Source organism: Microcystis aeruginosa NIES-4325 (assembly GCF_008974145.1).
Taxonomy (GTDB): Bacteria; Cyanobacteriota; Cyanobacteriia; order Cyanobacteriales; family Microcystaceae; genus Microcystis; species Microcystis aeruginosa_G.
On the sequence record NZ_BJKP01000017.1, the window covers coordinates 17892 to 33307 of the forward strand.

Genomic DNA, 15416 nt, shown 5'->3' on the forward strand with positions numbered 1-15416 from the left:
ACAGATAAGGCGGGCGGGATTTTAACCAATAACTTAATCCTATACCTTGACCGATCGCCGTTTCTAAACTAAAGCCTGACTGCAAATAATGATGGGAATTGGTTGATCCTCGCCTTGCAAGCGGCGGCGATCTAACCAGTCTCGCATCTCATGTTGGCTGTATAATTTCTTCAGTTCGCTAAACAAAGCTTCTCCTGTCAGGCTACGGCGCTTAATCAGGTTTAACTCGCGCTTCAGTACAGTGGTAATCGGTTGGCGAAAGGCCTGTTCTAATAGGTTAACCTGCTTACGGATTTCTTCATCCTGAGTGGTTTGGAACAGCAGTCCCAATTCTCGCAGGACGTAGCGCTGTGCTTGAGTCAGAGAACGGCTGTACTCCCGTTCCGATTGGCGGTGTTGGACTTCTTGGGCAAATTTAATCTTGACTTGCATGACTGCTTGGTTGTAATTTTTGGGCAGCGGCAGTGCTGCTTCTTCTGGGTTGGTTTTGAGCATTCCTAAAATGCGGGCAGTATCTTTGGATATGATCTCTCCCTGTTCATCGAGCCAATATAATTGCTGGTAGCCCTTCCAATCTTTGCGGTTAGGGTAAGAAGCTTCACAGAAGACAATTATGCCCTTATTGAGAGAAAAGCGAGCCGTTCGGATGCCATGAGGCAGGTTAGCTATCCGTTCGTATTCAGCCGGATTTTCTCGCTGGAGTTGTCTGAGAATTTCTTCGGCTTCGTTGAGGTCGAGAAATTCTCCCTCATCTTCAAACAAACTTAATTGATGACTACCACTTTTTTCATAAATTGCATACATAGCCTCTTCGTTAAGCTGTTCCGTTGGGTCGAGAATTGCCGCATCCTCGCCGATGGTTTCGTGAATTTCTTGAATGCGGTTTTTGAGTTTTTGTCGTAATCCTAGATTACGCTCTAATCCCGTCTCTGGGAGAAAATTAAAGCCGTAAACCACATCATTCTCGCTGCCAATCCGATCAATCCGACCAAACCTTTGAATGAGTCGGACGGGATTCCAATGCAGGTCATAATTAATAATCAGGTTGCCATCTTGTAGGTTTAAACCTTCGGCTAAAACATCGGTAGCAATTAAAGTTTTGATTTCCGACTCTCCCGGGGTCAATTTATAGTATTTGTTGGCTTTGGGGGCAAATCTTCCCACTACCTGCGCCTTATTTTTATCGCCACTGTAGATGACTTCTATATCCTCTCGATCGCCGTTAGGATTGAGGTTTTGATATAAGTAAGAGGCGGTATCAGCATACTGAGTAAAGATGAGGCACTTGCTATCCTGCAGCTGAGGTTTATTCAACCAGCTTTTAAGGGTTTGTAATTTAGCGTCTTTGTCTGGGGTAATTGGCTCAACTAAGTGCAAAATTCTCTCTAGCAATTGGATGTCATGCTCAAGATGTTTCTGCAATCTTGGGGCATCAAAATCAGCTAGATCATACTTCCCAGATGCCTGACGCAAAGCATCCATAATGTCTTGTTCTTCCCCATTGTTTGGCTCATAGAGAATTGCCTGAGCTTCTTCTCCGGCGGGGATAATTCCTTGGCGTAAAGCTTCTCGAAAGCGTTGATGGACTTGCAGTAATTTCTTAACAGTTTGTTGGAAGGCATAAACGCTAGATTCAAAGCGTTTGAATAACAGGACTCGCATCAGTCCTCTTAGATTTGCTCCCCCGGTTTGTAAACTGAGTAATGGTTCTTGTTTGCGCTTATTTGGTAATACATAATTTCCCAAAACATAACGAGCATAGCAAAGTTCATTTTTACGAGGGTTAGCTGGTTGCTGTTGGCGAGATTTCCCTAAATATTGGCGCAGTTCCTGGTAAAGTCCTTGATAGGTATCTTCAATACTATATTCAATGGTTTGTAGTTCTCTTTTGGGAAAAAACTGATGCTTACCGCCCACAATAACGTAAGCGCGTTGATTTCCGTTTAAATAATCCTTGAAATTGTCTGCATCTACGGGTTTATGAGTCTTGGCATCAAAGCCGTACCAGCGTAAAATGTGGTTGCGAGTGCGCCGGATCAAGATATTAGATAACAAGTCAGGTAACTGTTTTTCTCCTTTCTCTACTAATCTAAAATACTCTTTTAGATCGGGCGGATCTATGGGGAAATCTGTCTTATCATCTTGATGAAAAAGCTTAATCTGATTGTAAATATCCCAAGCACTTTTATTGCGAGGAGTTGCTGTTAAAAAACAGCATTGTCTCCCAGCTGCTAAAAAGGCTTCGACGATTTTATATCTTTGGGTTGCGGCATTCCGCAGGTTATGACTTTCATCAATTAAGATAAAATCTCGATCTTTGTATTTAAAATCTTCTAATAAAACTCTGATGCCACTGGTTTCATCTTCCCGCAGCAATCCCATCGATAAAACGCGGGCGTTAAGTTGATAAATTTCGTTGTAGCGTTCCCACATTTCCACCAGTGGCGCTGGACAAATAATTAAGGGGCGGGCTTTTTCCACTTGTTCAAAGCGTTTGACAATGGCAGCACCAATGAAGCTTTTTCCTAGTCCTACCACATCGGAAACGAAACAACCCCCATACTCGCGGATGAGTTTAACAGCTTGGTTAACTGCTACTTTTTGAAAGTCTGCTAGTTTCTCGGTAATTTCGTTATCTATCATCATTTCGCTGGCAGTTTCTTCTGTCAATCGATCGCGCACGAGCATATAGAGAGTTTTCATATAGATGTCGTAGGGACGTACTGGCATCATCGCCCACGACTGTTTTAAAGACTGCATCAGTGTTTCATCAAAATCTGTTGCTTCCTGCCAAAGTTGGTTAAACCATTCTGTTAAACTGGCATGATTTTCATTACCGTGAACGATAACATTAAGTTCGGTATTGTGGGAAATTCCTGATAAAGTAAGGTTAGAAGAACCAACGATAGCAAGGCCTTTTTCTTGACGTTCCAAAGGTTGTCCCTGCTGGTTATAAATTGTCCCGTAGTCGAAGATATAGGCTTTAGCGTGGAGTCGCCCTTTAGTATAAACTCGCACCTGAAGGCGTTTTTCTTCAATCATAAGAACCAGATTTTTTACTAAGGTTTCTGCTTGATCCGTTTGGTCCATTAGTTCGACGCTGGAACGAATATTGTCGGCGGTTTCTGTTGCCATCTGCTTGCGTTCTGTCCGTTTGGGGTATTCTTGTGCTTCCAGATGGTTTTTAATTAGTTCTAAGCGGCGGTAGCCTTCTGCTAGTTGTTCGATGGTTTCCCGGTTGCTGGTGTTGCCAATCAGGAGGCGCATTTGTGGGATGGTGGCGAGACGGGGTGCGATCGCAGTAAAGCCGGAGAGGAAGAAGTAACCGACGGCAAAATGAGCGGCTTCTGAAGAGTGGAGAATTTGGTTGATGTTATCGACTAATTTTTGCTGGCGATTGTCGATGATGTCGTGGGTAGGCATAGTTCGATATCCATAAGATAATTGTTAAGTACCTAAGCAAAATTAATTACACAAATCTAACCCCCCCTTGCCTCTTGCCTCTTGCCTTTTGCCTTTCTTCACTAGGAAATTTATTTTGCACGACTACTTATATCAATAATGTTTTTTAAGAAAATTTACCCTATATTTACAGCTAAATTTTTAGGTTCTAAGGGAGAATGATGTAATAACATTAGTTGATTTTCTTGTAAGGTTTCGATAGCATAAGCACGTCCTGATGTGTCGCTAAATTCCACTTCAAAAACTGTCGGTTCATAAACTTCTACAATTGTTCCGACTTGTCCGCAATATAATCCTAATTGGGGTAAGTCTTCTAATAAGGCAACTACATCTAAGAGTTTCATTTGATTATCTCCTTAAAGTACATAACAAGTCACTAAGCGGGGAAAGTTTTCGTCATTTCTGATGATCCAAACACTGTGAATAATGGCGGTTTTGTTTTGATGAGTCAGGGGAAAATCAATAACATACTTTTGTCCATAGTGATTGATTTTGTCAGGAATAGCATCATAGGTTTTAACTGCTTCTAAGAGTGCATTTTTAAGAAATTGAACGTTATTAATATCTAAGTTTAAGACGGATTTAAAAACCCTGGCTTTATGCTGTCCATCTGAAGGATTTAGATTCAGGGCATAACTGGTCAATTTGTTATCATCAATAATGGTATTTTTAGGATTGGGTAATTTCACATTATACCACCTACTCAATCATTGTCTCTGCTGCCTTGATTGAACTATGATCTATGGCACTCTCGGTCAATTTCAGAAAATATATCATCGAGTTCTGGTTGATTTTTCCAGACTCCGATTGAGGTTTCAATTTGTTCCCATGATACTTTTTTAGAAATTAAATTATCGGGGATTGACCGAGAAATTTTTACGCCATTAGGAAGAGATAAATCCTCTAATAGCTCGATAGTATTGCCTTTGATAATTCCTTGTATTTTCATAGTAGTTTAGGATAAAGCTTGCTCAACTAAGACGGCAGTTTCACGATCTAGAATAGAGAGAGTTTCTTGAATATAGAACAGAAAGCGGGTTTCTGGTAAATAGCTAAATTAAAGCTCAGATTTTGTTAAGAAACCCGCTTTCTCCCAGCTTCTTTCTCCGCTATAGAACAGAAAGCGGGTTTCTGGTAAATAGCTAAATTAAAGCTCAGATTTTGTTAAGAAACCCGCTTTCTCCCAGTTCTCACACCTGTCTGGCAGATTTAAACCTTTGCTGATTAAGCTTTTTAACACCGATAATGTACCTCTATAGAACAGAAAGCGGGTTTCTGGTAAATAGCTAAATTAAAGCTCAGATTTTGTTAAGAAACCCGCTTTCTCCCAGCTTCTTTCTAAAGTCGATTACTTCTTGCTGTTGTTGGGGAGTGAGGGTGTGCAGTTTTTCTAAGATGGTTTGTGAGGGGGTAGTTGTTGCTTGTGTCATGGTTTCATTCTCTTGGGGGTTTTAATAATTATATCTTGATTTCAGATACCCGACTTCTTTAATAATTCGGGTATCTAACCCCTTACAATCCATACAATGCCGCTACTCTCTCATCTATCTCTTTCTCCCATTCTTCACAGTTAACCCCTTTGGCATCTAAGCATTTTTGTACTAATTTAATGATGGGTTCTTTTTCAGATTCAGAAGCGAGAGGGATGGGGATTTTGGCTACATATTGACGTTTTAGCCGTATTCTTCCGCGTTTCTGTGCATCTCCTAATACTGCTGCCTTTTGTTGAAGATAATTCCAAACAGATTTGGAGTTTAATAAACCTAATAAATATAAATCATTAACAGGAACAATAAAAATTGTATCATTAATATAAAGACCTTTTTCATCTAATGTAAAACGAGACTCTTTGGCAATATCAGGATAAACAATCTTAGGTTTTTCAAATTCCTTTGAATATTTTAATTGAGGTTGTTGTAATTCATACCATTTTTGTTTAGTTGCCCTATTTTCTAGTTGTTGACAATAAGGCTTTAAGTGTTCAATAACAGATTTCAATTCGCTAATATCAACACCGTGATACATATACAATAAATATTTATCTTTATAATTGATCCGCCATTTACGCACATCATCACCCACAGCTAAAGGTTTAATAATTTCTGCACTTTTAGTATCTTTAGCAATTAATTCTGCTCGTTTTGCACCATCAATCACAAAAGCTTGATTAAATCCAGTTTTAATACCATAATAAATCTGTCCGTTAACATACTCACCTAAAGTAATACCTACCGATTCCATTTTTTGCAAAATGTCAGCATTGTTACTATCTGTGAGCAACCAATTTGCTCCCTTAATCGCATCTTTTGGTAAATTCTGTCCAGTCTTTTTAATAATAGCTAAGACATCAGGATAAGGTTCTTCTAAGGATTTAACTTGAGTAAAAATCGGTAAATTACTAATTTTACTACTCTTTTGAGAGATAAAAATCATTGGGAAAGTGGCTGCGGTTGCAAAAACTGGCAACTCCCCAAAATCGGTAATACTTTTTACCTGACAAGTATCAGCGATATGCTGTCTTAACTTCTCCCCATACTTGGCCCGAAACCACTTATTAGAAGAAATAAAAGCTAACATTCCCCCAGTTTTAAGTAATTGTAAAGCTCTCGCATAAAAGAAACAATATAAATCCGATGTTCCTGTATAAACGCCAGGGTAAACCTGCTTTAAAGTTGGCTTTAAATCCTTAATCAATTCCTGTCTCACATAGGGGGGATTTGCTACCTGAATATCAAAACCTCCCTCCGCTAATACCTCGGCAAACTCCACCACCCAATCAAACCCTTTTGAGATAGCTTCCTTATCACTCGCAATCACAGAAGCACTGCCATGGGTTAATAAAGCAATCTGTTTCTTAACCTCATTAATCTCCTGTTCAAGACTTTGTTTATCACTGCCTAAATGCGCTCTTAAATACTTGGCTTTAGCTTCCCTAAACCGATGGATAAACTCCTCGCGCACCATCCCAGAACCTTGGGGATTAGGAGCAGTTAGACTATCTCCTGTTTCGATTTTAAACTTCAAATTGGGTAGCGGTGGCGGATTGTCTCCCTCATATTCAACCGCTAAGGAAAGCCATAACCTTAAGCGAGCAATATTAACCGCAAAAGGATCGATGTCAACTCCATAGATATTAGTTTCAATAATCTCTAACTTGCGCTGATAAACCGTTTTATAATCAATACCTTTAGTGGCAAATAAACACTGACGCAAATCTAATAACTCATGCAACATTCCCAATAAATAAGCTCCACTTCCACAGGCAGGATCGCAGACTTTGACCTGTTTTAAGGTTTCTAAAACTGCCTCTGGATTCTTTAAGTTAATAGCATTATATTCGTCAACAAAAAGCTCAATCGCTTCTTTGTTTTCAGAAGTTAACTTACTGCTTAAATATCCCTTCAACGCCTCCCGACACATAAAAGAAACAATCGGTTTAGGTGTGTAATAACTGCCTGATTCATGTCTTCCCGTGACTAATTCCTCAAACACTTTTCCCAACATTTCTGGGTCCACTGCTACCTCCACATCAAGGGGTGTACTCTCAGTTACAGTGAAATTAAAATTACTAAAAAGGCCCTGTAGGATAACATCGATCGCCTGATCGGGTACTATTATATTAGGATTGCGGTCATCTTCATCCTGTTCAAATAATCCCCCATTAAGATAGGGAACTGTGCCGATTATTTGCCGAAGAAAACCACCGTTATTGATACTAATAATATCCGTTTGTTGGGGATTATTTAGTCCCGTAAAAAACAGATGAGTCAAGCGATTATGATAAAAGTTTTTGTCCGAGATGCTGTTATCATTCTGATAATCCTGCCATAAGGTTTCTAGATAGTTTGTTTGTTCGTTAAACTTCAGCCAACCTTTTTTCTGGATAAAAACAATGAACATCAGGCGATTAAATAGCTTCTGAGTAAATAATCTTCTCTGGTCAGCATTAGGGATAGTTTTAGTAATTAATTGCTCAACTTTTTCAAAGACCGAGCGATACTGTTCAAAAAATTTCTTAGTAACTTTCTCAACATCAAAAGCTTCATCATGACGTTCCTGAATCGCTAAAGGAGACTCGGAACTAATATTATCTAAATCCAGTAAACTTAGGCGTTCTGTGGCGGTTCGTAACTGTTCCCCTAGACCCACTGTAATTCGCCGCAAGACTTGCCGTTTTTCTTGTTTTACATCATATTTAACATTGATAAAATGCCACCGTTCTTGGTGGAAATCAGAGAAAATAAAGAGAGTGTAGGGATGGTTTTTTAGCAGTTGAGTGACGACAAGACGCTCTAAATTGAGCAGCAGTTGCTTAGAGTTGAGACGAGCATAAATAACCTGAAAATCTTCCCCCCCAGAAGCTAATAGGATTGGATCTTCTGCTAATGCTTCTACTGCTTTATCCGGCCAATTGCGTCGGGACAGGGTTTGATTTTCTCGCTCGTAATTTAACTCAGACCAGAATAATTTTTTGAGCGAATCCAATCCTCTCAGGGATGAAAGAAGGTCATAAACTGACTGCCGAAGTTCAATATCACTCATAAGTTTTTCCAGGACCTCTCATTTAGGTTTACTTTCTCTATTACTTTTGCCACTTCAGTTAAATTGTATCGGGATCGATGCCTAATTCTCGCAATTTTTGGGCCAATTTTTCCTTAGCCTGACGTTCCCTTTCTTTCTCTAAAAGAGCCTGTTCTTTTGCCTGTCGTTGCTGTAACTCAGCTTCTTGAGGAGTGGGGACTAATTGACCATCGGCGGTAAAATAACGCAGTTTACGGTCAAATATACCTAAATATAATCCTAACTGTTCACTCCAGAGATAACCCCGGTCATTGGGAGAAATGGCTTGATATTGTCCCTCAATTAGTCTAAATCCTTGTAATTCTAAACTATTAGGATCGAACCAAAAATAATTAGGAGTGCGAAAGGTATTCTGATAGAGAATTTTCTTGTTATTGCGGTCAATATTGGCCGTAGAATCGGAGAGAATCTCGACAATTACATCGGGATATTTACCCTGTTCTCCCCAAACTACCCAACTTTTGCGGGGACGTTTTTCGGTATCTAAAACCACAAAAAAATCTGGACCACAGAAATCACGTTTTTTTAGTTGTTCTTCGTTGTAGTAGATGGTTAGATTTCCCGAAGCGTAGTAGTCACTCCTCTCGCGCCATAATAATTCTAGACAACTAAGGAGAATGATGATCTGTTGCAGGTGTAGATCACTTTCCAAGGGTGGTTCATCACTCCATAAATCTGTGGGGGGACAGGCAACTTCTGGGATCATGTCTAGGGCTGTCATGACTTTTTCCCGGTATTTTAGGATTGATTAATTATAGCTTTTTCTCACAATTGCACAGATAAGGCGCGGGGATTTTAACCAATAACTTAATCCTATACCTTGACCGATCGCCTTTCGCACTTTATCCTAGCGCCATGGGCAAATATGTTAAAACTTCTATACAATAGCCCCAATAAGCCCGATAACAACGATGACTGAAACCCTAATTCAACCCGCAACCCTAGTAGAACTCTTACGTTACCGCGCCACGACACAACCGGATGGCCATGCCTACACTTTTCTTATCGATGGTAAAAAAGAAACCCCACCTTTAACCTACAGTGAACTCGATCGCCAAGCAAGAGCAATCGCCGCTTATTTGCAAAAATACCAGGCCCAAGGAGAAAGGGCCCTGTTACTCTATCCTCAAAGTTTAGAAGTAGTGGCCGCTTTTTCTGGTTGTCTCTACGCGGGAGTGATTGCCATTCCCGTCCCCCCACCGGAATCGGGACGACTTAAGCGCACTCTGCCCCGTTTACGGGCAATTGTCAAGGATGCTAATGCCACCTTTGCCCTAGTTACCGAAAGTATTCTGACTCTTATTGAAGGTATTAAGGAAGAATTCCCAGAATTCGACCAAATGAAATGGATTACTACCGAAAGCATTGATATTTCCCTAGCGGATCAATGGCAAGATCCCCAGGTGGATAAATCGGCGCTTGCCTATCTGCAATATACCTCCGGTTCGACTAATATCCCCAAAGGGGTGATGCTAAGTCATTTTAATCTGATGCACCATTGCGGTTACTTGCAAAAAGCTTGTGGTTACGAACCGGATAGCGTTACCCTCACTTGGATGCCCTATTTTCATGATTACGGGTTAGTCGAAGGTATCACCGTCCCTCTCTACAACGGTACACCCTGCTATCTCATGTCTCCCTTTGCTTTTATTAAGCGTCCGATGCAGTGGTTAAAAAATATTACTAAATACAAAGTTACTCATAGCCAAGCGCCCAACTTCGCCTATGATCTTTGTACTCGTAGGATTAAAGCTGCCGATTTAGCGGAATTAGACCTTAGCAGTTGGCAGGCCGCAGGAAATGCCGCCGAACCGATTAATCCGAAGGTTATGGCCAAATTTGTCGATACTTTTGCCGATTATGGCTTTTCTTGGCAAACTTTCGCCCCTGCCTACGGATTAGCTGAATATACCCTGTTGATTTCCAATAAACCCAAGGGAACCACCCCAATTATCACCGCTTTGGATGCAACCGCCTACGAACGCGGTAAAATTGTCCCTGTAGGTTCCGATCTAACCACGGGAGTTAGATACGTCCCCAGTTGTGGTCGTCGCGTCTGTGATACCCGTATAGCTATCGTTAATCCCGATACTTTCACCCTTTGTGCAGCCGATGAAGTGGGCGAAATTTGGGCCAGTGACCCCAGTATGGCCGCCGGATATTGGCAACGGGAAGACGCAACTAAAGAGACTTTTCAAGCTTATCTTGCTGATACGGGAGAAGGACCGTTTTTACGCACAGGAGATTTAGGTTTTCTTCTCGATGGGGAATTGTATATCACGGGACGGATTAAGGATTTAATTATTGTCCGTGGTAGTAATCATTATCCCCAAGATTTAGAATGGTCAGTACAGCATCTTAATGAGGTTTTTCGTCCCGATTATGGTGCCGCTTTTTCCATTGAAGATAATGGGGAAGAACAGTTAGTTATTGTCCAGGAATTAGAACGTCGCAGCGGTGAGTTAGATACGACCAAATTGATTGCCGATATCCGTCAGGAAATCGCCGAAGAACACGAAATTATGACCCATGCTATTGTTTTGGCTAAATCGGGAACAATTCTCAAAACTGCCAGTGGCAAAATTCAACGCCGCGCTATTAAACAGAATTTTCTCAATGGTAATATGAGTGTTATCGATGCTTGGTCAGAAAATTCCGAGTTAGTTAGTAAATTCGATCGCTCTAATTCTGAAACAGAAGCATAGTTTTTCGGGTGGGCATTGCTCACCCGACCGAGGATAACTAATCGTGTTAGAATTAGGTTAGGGATTAAAGTTAGGGAGAAAGCTAGAGTAAACGCCCAAAATTTCACATTTACAAACACTTTATCCCATGATGTTGAGAAAGCCGACTACTTTGCTTGTATATGTATCGGATGTATGAGTAAACAGGATTAATTATTGATTAAAATTCTTTTAGGTAATTCTGATACTAACATTCCCTTCGAGCAACTTTGTCAACTACTGAGGAAATTAGGATTTGATCAACGAATAGGAGGAAGTCATCATATTTTTACTAAAGAAGGAGTTGAAGAAATTTTAAATCTGCAACCCAAACAAGGAAAAGTCAAGGTCTATCAAGTTAAGCAAATTCGTAGTCTGATTTTAAAATATAAGTTAGGATATCAAGATGAAAATTCGTTATGAACTGATTATTTACTGGAGTAATGAGGAGCAACTATTTATCGTTGAAGTTCCAGAACTTGCCGGATGTATGGCTGATGGAGAAACTTATCAAGAAGCTGTACAAAATGCTGAAATCATTATTCAACAATGGATTGAAACAGCACAAGAATTAGGGCGAGAAATTCCTGAACCGAAAGGACGTTTATTATTTGCTTGAACAACGGCAGGAATAGGAAAAATGCCTGTTGTAGATAGCAATAAAATTAGAAATTGCCTTGGGTAAGAAGCGAGCATAGTTATTAGGAAATAAAATGCACGGCTCTCTTATTCTTTGTGTGATCAGTTTAACTTACTATAGAAGCGATCAATCTTTGTGTCCTCTGTGTCTGGAGTGGTTCCTCCCACTCCCTCGCCAGCAGGACTGTATTTGGTGAATACATTTTACCCACCAAACCTAAGAGAGCCAATGCACTACTTAGAACGGGGCGACTTGTGGGGAAAGTTAGAAATTAAGAGGCAAATAATCCCGATATTAATAAAGACATCAGCCAGATTAAAAACAGGAAAATTAATCAATCGAACATCGAGAAAATCCACCACATAACCAAACAAAAAGCGATCGATACCATTGCCGAAAGCCCCTGCTAAAATAAAACCGTAGGCTAATTGTTCCCAACGATTTAAATGGGGTCCAAAGTAAGCAAAAGCCATTAATCCCAAACTAACTAATAAGGATAGCCATTTTAGCCAACCAACACCGCCCCGAAAAGCACTAAAAGCCGCACCGGTATTGATAACATAGGTAAAATGAAAAACCCCCGGAATAATCGGGAAAGTATCACCAATTTGCTCAAAACTCTGCACGGTTATATACTTAGTTACTTGGTCTAAAATTAGACCAATCACCGCCACTATCCAAAACCAGCGATTTTTTTTTAACATTGGCTGTGGCATCAATAAAATAATAATTTACGGAAGAAAAAAGCAATAATTACCACCACACAAATTACTACTAATTGCCCTAAAAATGGCCAGACTGAATAATTCATAAATAGGGTAGGCAAACTATCGGGAAAGGTGATTTGACTAGCTTGGGGCTGAAAAATCGACAATCCCAGCATATATAATAAACCGCACAGATGAATCACTAACAAACCAGCAAAAGCACTTAAAGCCAGAGTTTCTATCTTGGCGCGCCAGCGAAAAGCCAACCAACCACACAGCCAGGCCCCCGGCATAAAGCCTAAAATATAGCCAAAACTGGGTTCTTTCAGATAACCCATTCCCCCACCCTGGGCAAACACTGGCAACCAAGTTAAACCGAGAAAAATATAGGCCACCTGGGCAAGAAGCCCGGCATTTTTGCCCCCCAGACAGCCAGTTAACAATACTGCCCCAATTTGGTAAGTTATGCCTAATTTTTGCGAAGATAGACCCGCAGCCGACCAACTAGCTAGGCTTACTGGAACAAATGTACTAAAAATTGTCAGCAACAAACCAATCAAAGCCCAGAGTAACTCATTGGGAACCGATGCGGAAGTGCGCCGCGGCGGAGATTCTCCTCCTCGACGTGATTTAGGTTGCCTGTTGGGGTTGGTATTCACCGGGGATGGGGGCTTCTCCTCCTATTAAACTAAGATCAGCCAACATCGCCTGATCCTGTTGGGGCGGTTGTCCTAGAGTGGTCAAATAATGCCCAATCAGCATAGCATTAATTCCCGATTTTAGCCCCAGATTTTGCAATTCTCCCATCACTGCCTCCCGTCCCCCAGCATAACGGAGGATTTGTTGGGGTAAGATAAACCGGAAAATAGCGATCGCTTTTAGGGCAGTAAAAGGATCCAGTTTGGGTAAATGACCTAAAGGGGTGCCACTTCTGGGGTTTAATAGGTTAATCGGCACTGATTCCACTTCCAATTCCGCCAAGGAGAAAGCTAAATCAATGCGATCGGTCCAACTTTCACCCATACCGATAATTCCGCCCGTACAAGCTTGAATTCCCGCCGCTTTCAGGTTTTTTACCGTTTCTACCCGATCCTGCCAACTGTGGGTGGAGACCACGTTAGGATAAAAATTCTCGGAAGCCTCCAGATTGTGATTATAACGGGTAACTCCAGCTTCTTTTAAGGCCTGGGCTTGGGCAAGGGTTAACTCTCCCAAGGCGCAACAGGGTTTAATCTTGGCGGTTTCGATGATTTCTTGCACTGTGGCCAGTATTTCCTCGAATTCCTGCGATTTAGGGCTATTGTACTTTAATCCCCGACCTTGACTAACTAAACAGAAGCGTTTGGCCCCCGCGTCGGCTGCCGCTTTCGCATGGGTGACGATTTCCTCGCGACTTTTTAAACCGTAGATAGGCGAATCTTGGCCGGGATGGTGGACGGATTGGGAACAAAAACTGCAATTTTCCGAACAACTTCCCGATTTTATGTTGATAATGCTACATAAATCCACCGTATTGCCACAACAGGCCTGACGAATGCGATCGGCAGCCTCACATAAGCTGAAAATATTTTCCTGACCTTCGATCGCAGTTAAAGCGAGGGCCTCTTGCTTACTGAGTCGATCGCCGGCGATAATCTGATTAGCCCTAGTCTGTAACCAGTTTTTTAAGGCTTCTCCCTCCATGGGGATAGATTGAGTAGCGGTGTGTGTAGAGACTTGTACCACGTCGTTTATGCTCTGACTAAGTTAGGCTCATCTTATCATTGTTCAGTTACCGAGGGTTGAGGTTCGGGGAAAGATTAATAAAAAACTTTAGAAAAAAATACCCTTTTGTGCTAGACTACCCGCAAAAGTTATCTTGTCTCCGATTTTATGAAAGTTATTCCGACGGAAATTCCTGATGTTTTGATTATTGAACCGCAAGTTTACGGAGACGATCGAGGTTTTTTCTTGGAGAGTTTTAATCAGAAAGATTTTCGAGAAAAAACTGGGGTTAATACCACTTTTGTCCAGGATAATCACTCTATGTCCTTAAAAAATGTCCTGCGAGGATTGCACTATCAAATCCCTAATCCCCAGGGTAAACTGGTGCGAGTAGTGAGGGGTAGTGTTTTTGATGTGGCCGTGGATGCGCGTAAAAGTTCCCCCACTTTTGGGCAATGGGTAGGCTGTGTTTTAAGTGCGGAAAATAAACGGATTTTCTGGGTTCCCGAAGGTTTTGCCCATGGCTTTCTAGTCCTCTCCGATCAAGCCGAATTTCTCTACAAAACCACTAATTATTATTATCCTCAATACGAAAAAACCATTTTATGGAATGATGCCGATTTAGGGATTGATTGGCCCCTAGAGACCCCGCCGATTCTCTCTCCTAAAGACCAAGCTGGACAACCCTTTAAATCCGTGGAAGTTTTCCCCTAAAGACGATGAAAAAAGTTTTACTAATTGGTGCTAAAGGTCAAGTAGGACAAGAGTTACAGGTAACTTTACCGCAGTTGGGTGAAGTTATTAGTATCGGTCGAGAAGAACTAGATTTAACTAACTCGGAAAAAATCAGCCAGTTAATTAGGGAAATTCACCCCGATTATCTGGTTAATGCCGCCGCTTATACGGCAGTGGATAAAGCCGAAACTGAGCCAGATTTAGCCTATTCTATCAATGCTATAGCCCCGAAAATTATGGCGGAATCTGCCGAGACAATTAAAGCTAAATTTCTCCATATTTCCACAGATTATGTCTTTGATGGTCGGAAAAATACCCCTTATCTAGAAACCGATTTAACTAATCCTTTAGGGGTTTATGGACAATCAAAGTTAAGGGGAGAAGAGGAGATTAAAACTGTTAATTCTCAGGCAATTATCCTGCGGACTGCTTGGGTTTACGGCAGTTATGGCAAAAGTAATTTTGTCAAAACTATGCTGAGATTAGGCAAGGAAAGAGAGGAGTTAAAAGTAGTTGTTGATCAGGTGGGAAGTCCCACTTGGGCAAAAGATATCGCTGCGGCAATTACTCACCTTTTAATTAATGCCGATAATCCCTCAGGAATCTATAATTTTACTAATAGCGGTGTCGCCAGTTGGTTTGATTTAACTAAAGCGATTTTTGAGGAGGCAAAAATAAGCGGTATTCCCTTAAAAATTCAGAGAGTAATTCCCATTACTACTGCTGAATATCCTACCCCAGCAGTGCGTCCAGCCTATTCGGTTCTTTCCGGTCAAAAAATCTCGCAACAATTGGGTTATATTCCTCCCTATTGGCGAGATTCCCTCACAGCTATGCTCAACCAACTATTTAATCTTTAAAACT

At 41.1% G+C, this 15416-nt stretch carries 15 protein-coding genes; 5 read left to right on the forward strand and 10 right to left on the reverse strand.

Annotated features, from left to right (window positions below):
• Positions 1-63 precede the first annotated feature (63 nt).
• The 7 genes from MiAbW_RS11095 to MiAbW_RS11120 all read right to left on the reverse strand — a co-directional run bounded on the left by MiAbW_RS11095 (position 64) and on the right by MiAbW_RS11120 (position 8764).
• Positions 64-3423, reverse strand: coding sequence for a helicase-related protein (locus tag MiAbW_RS11095; protein ID WP_151696169.1), 3360 nt, complete (start codon positions 3421-3423; stop codon positions 64-66).
• A gap of 155 nt (positions 3424-3578) precedes the next feature.
• Positions 3579-3806, reverse strand: coding sequence for a DUF4926 domain-containing protein (locus MiAbW_RS11100; RefSeq protein WP_002790332.1), 228 nt, complete (start codon positions 3804-3806; stop codon positions 3579-3581).
• A 12-nt stretch (positions 3807-3818) separates the two neighbouring features.
• A complete protein-coding gene (locus tag MiAbW_RS11105; protein ID WP_151696170.1) occupies positions 3819-4151 on the reverse strand; it encodes a DUF6883 domain-containing protein in 333 nt (110 codons plus the stop codon).
• 44 nt (positions 4152-4195) lie between these two features.
• Positions 4196-4411, reverse strand: a complete 216-nt coding sequence (locus tag MiAbW_RS11110) for a hypothetical protein (RefSeq protein ID WP_149973637.1) — start codon at positions 4409-4411, stop codon at positions 4196-4198.
• 349 nt (positions 4412-4760) lie between these two features.
• The gene (locus MiAbW_RS20465; RefSeq protein WP_274596527.1) at positions 4761-4892 is read right to left on the reverse strand and encodes a hypothetical protein; all 132 of its coding nucleotides are present in this window, start codon (positions 4890-4892) and stop codon (positions 4761-4763) included.
• An 82-nt stretch (positions 4893-4974) separates the two neighbouring features.
• Entirely contained in the window at positions 4975-8004 is a 3030-nt protein-coding gene (locus tag MiAbW_RS11115) for an Eco57I restriction-modification methylase domain-containing protein (protein ID WP_151696171.1), read from the reverse strand.
• 58 nt (positions 8005-8062) lie between these two features.
• Positions 8063-8764 (reverse strand): Uma2 family endonuclease, encoded by a 702-nt coding sequence (locus MiAbW_RS11120; RefSeq protein WP_151696172.1) that lies wholly within the window; start codon positions 8762-8764, stop codon positions 8063-8065.
• Between the two features lie 190 nt (positions 8765-8954).
• Between MiAbW_RS11120 and MiAbW_RS11125 the strand changes: the two genes are divergently transcribed.
• The 3 genes from MiAbW_RS11125 to MiAbW_RS11135 all read left to right on the forward strand — a co-directional run bounded on the left by MiAbW_RS11125 (position 8955) and on the right by MiAbW_RS11135 (position 11385).
• Positions 8955-10748, forward strand: coding sequence for a fatty acyl-AMP ligase (locus MiAbW_RS11125; protein WP_151696173.1), 1794 nt, complete (start codon positions 8955-8957; stop codon positions 10746-10748).
• Positions 10749-10943: 195 nt separating this feature from the next.
• Positions 10944-11189, forward strand: coding sequence for a type II toxin-antitoxin system HicA family toxin (locus tag MiAbW_RS11130; RefSeq protein WP_238707253.1), 246 nt, complete (start codon positions 10944-10946; stop codon positions 11187-11189).
• The gene (locus MiAbW_RS11135; RefSeq protein WP_151696174.1) at positions 11173-11385 is read left to right on the forward strand and encodes a type II toxin-antitoxin system HicB family antitoxin; all 213 of its coding nucleotides are present in this window, start codon (positions 11173-11175) and stop codon (positions 11383-11385) included. Before MiAbW_RS11130 ends, MiAbW_RS11135 begins: the two co-directional genes overlap by 17 nt.
• Before the next feature lie 254 nt (positions 11386-11639).
• Here MiAbW_RS11135 and lspA read toward each other — a convergent pair whose 3' ends face one another.
• The 3 genes from lspA to bioB are packed head-to-tail and all read right to left on the reverse strand — an operon-like array spanning position 11640 to position 13838.
• Positions 11640-12110: a signal peptidase II gene (gene lspA, locus MiAbW_RS11140; RefSeq protein WP_151696175.1), complete on the reverse strand. Its 471-nt coding sequence runs from the start codon at positions 12108-12110 to the stop codon at positions 11640-11642.
• Positions 12111-12121: 11 nt separating this feature from the next.
• A complete protein-coding gene (locus tag MiAbW_RS11145) occupies positions 12122-12772 on the reverse strand; it encodes a biotin transporter BioY (protein WP_151696176.1) in 651 nt (216 codons plus the stop codon).
• Positions 12744-13838 (reverse strand): biotin synthase BioB, encoded by a 1095-nt coding sequence (gene bioB, locus MiAbW_RS11150; protein ID WP_151696177.1) that lies wholly within the window; start codon positions 13836-13838, stop codon positions 12744-12746. Before bioB ends, MiAbW_RS11145 begins: the two co-directional genes overlap by 29 nt.
• A gap of 147 nt (positions 13839-13985) precedes the next feature.
• Here bioB and rfbC point away from each other — a divergent pair, with 147 nt between their 5' ends.
• Both rfbC and rfbD read left to right on the forward strand, forming a co-directional pair.
• Complete coding sequence (rfbC, locus tag MiAbW_RS11155; protein WP_151696178.1) at positions 13986-14531, forward strand: dTDP-4-dehydrorhamnose 3,5-epimerase; 546 nt, start codon at positions 13986-13988, stop codon at positions 14529-14531.
• 5 nt (positions 14532-14536) lie between these two features.
• The gene (gene rfbD, locus MiAbW_RS11160) at positions 14537-15412 is read left to right on the forward strand and encodes a dTDP-4-dehydrorhamnose reductase (protein WP_151696179.1); all 876 of its coding nucleotides are present in this window, start codon (positions 14537-14539) and stop codon (positions 15410-15412) included.
• The last annotated feature ends 4 nt before the right edge of the window (positions 15413-15416 follow it).

Excerpts from the sequence above, each read along its gene's own strand:
- MiAbW_RS11095 (WP_151696169.1), bottom strand. The coding sequence starts at position 3,423 with ATGCCTACCCACGACATCATCGACAATCGCCAGCAAAAATTAGTCGAT.
- MiAbW_RS11100 (WP_002790332.1), bottom strand. The coding sequence starts at position 3,806 with ATGAAACTCTTAGATGTAGTTGCCTTATTAGAAGACTTACCCCAATTA.
- MiAbW_RS11110 (WP_149973637.1), bottom strand. The coding sequence starts at position 4,411 with ATGAAAATACAAGGAATTATCAAAGGCAATACTATCGAGCTATTAGAG.
- MiAbW_RS20465 (WP_274596527.1), bottom strand. The coding sequence starts at position 4,892 with ATGACACAAGCAACAACTACCCCCTCACAAACCATCTTAGAAAAACTG.
- MiAbW_RS11115 (WP_151696171.1), bottom strand. The coding sequence starts at position 8,004 with ATGAGTGATATTGAACTTCGGCAGTCAGTTTATGACCTTCTTTCATCC.
- MiAbW_RS11120 (WP_151696172.1), bottom strand. The coding sequence starts at position 8,764 with ATGACAGCCCTAGACATGATCCCAGAAGTTGCCTGTCCCCCCACAGAT.
- MiAbW_RS11125 (WP_151696173.1), top strand. The coding sequence starts at position 8,955 with ATGACTGAAACCCTAATTCAACCCGCAACCCTAGTAGAACTCTTACGT.
- MiAbW_RS11135 (WP_151696174.1), top strand. The coding sequence starts at position 11,173 with ATGAAAATTCGTTATGAACTGATTATTTACTGGAGTAATGAGGAGCAA.
- lspA (WP_151696175.1), bottom strand. The coding sequence starts at position 12,110 with ATGTTAAAAAAAAATCGCTGGTTTTGGATAGTGGCGGTGATTGGTCTA.
- rfbC (WP_151696178.1), top strand. The coding sequence starts at position 13,986 with ATGAAAGTTATTCCGACGGAAATTCCTGATGTTTTGATTATTGAACCG.
- rfbD (WP_151696179.1), top strand. The coding sequence starts at position 14,537 with ATGAAAAAAGTTTTACTAATTGGTGCTAAAGGTCAAGTAGGACAAGAG.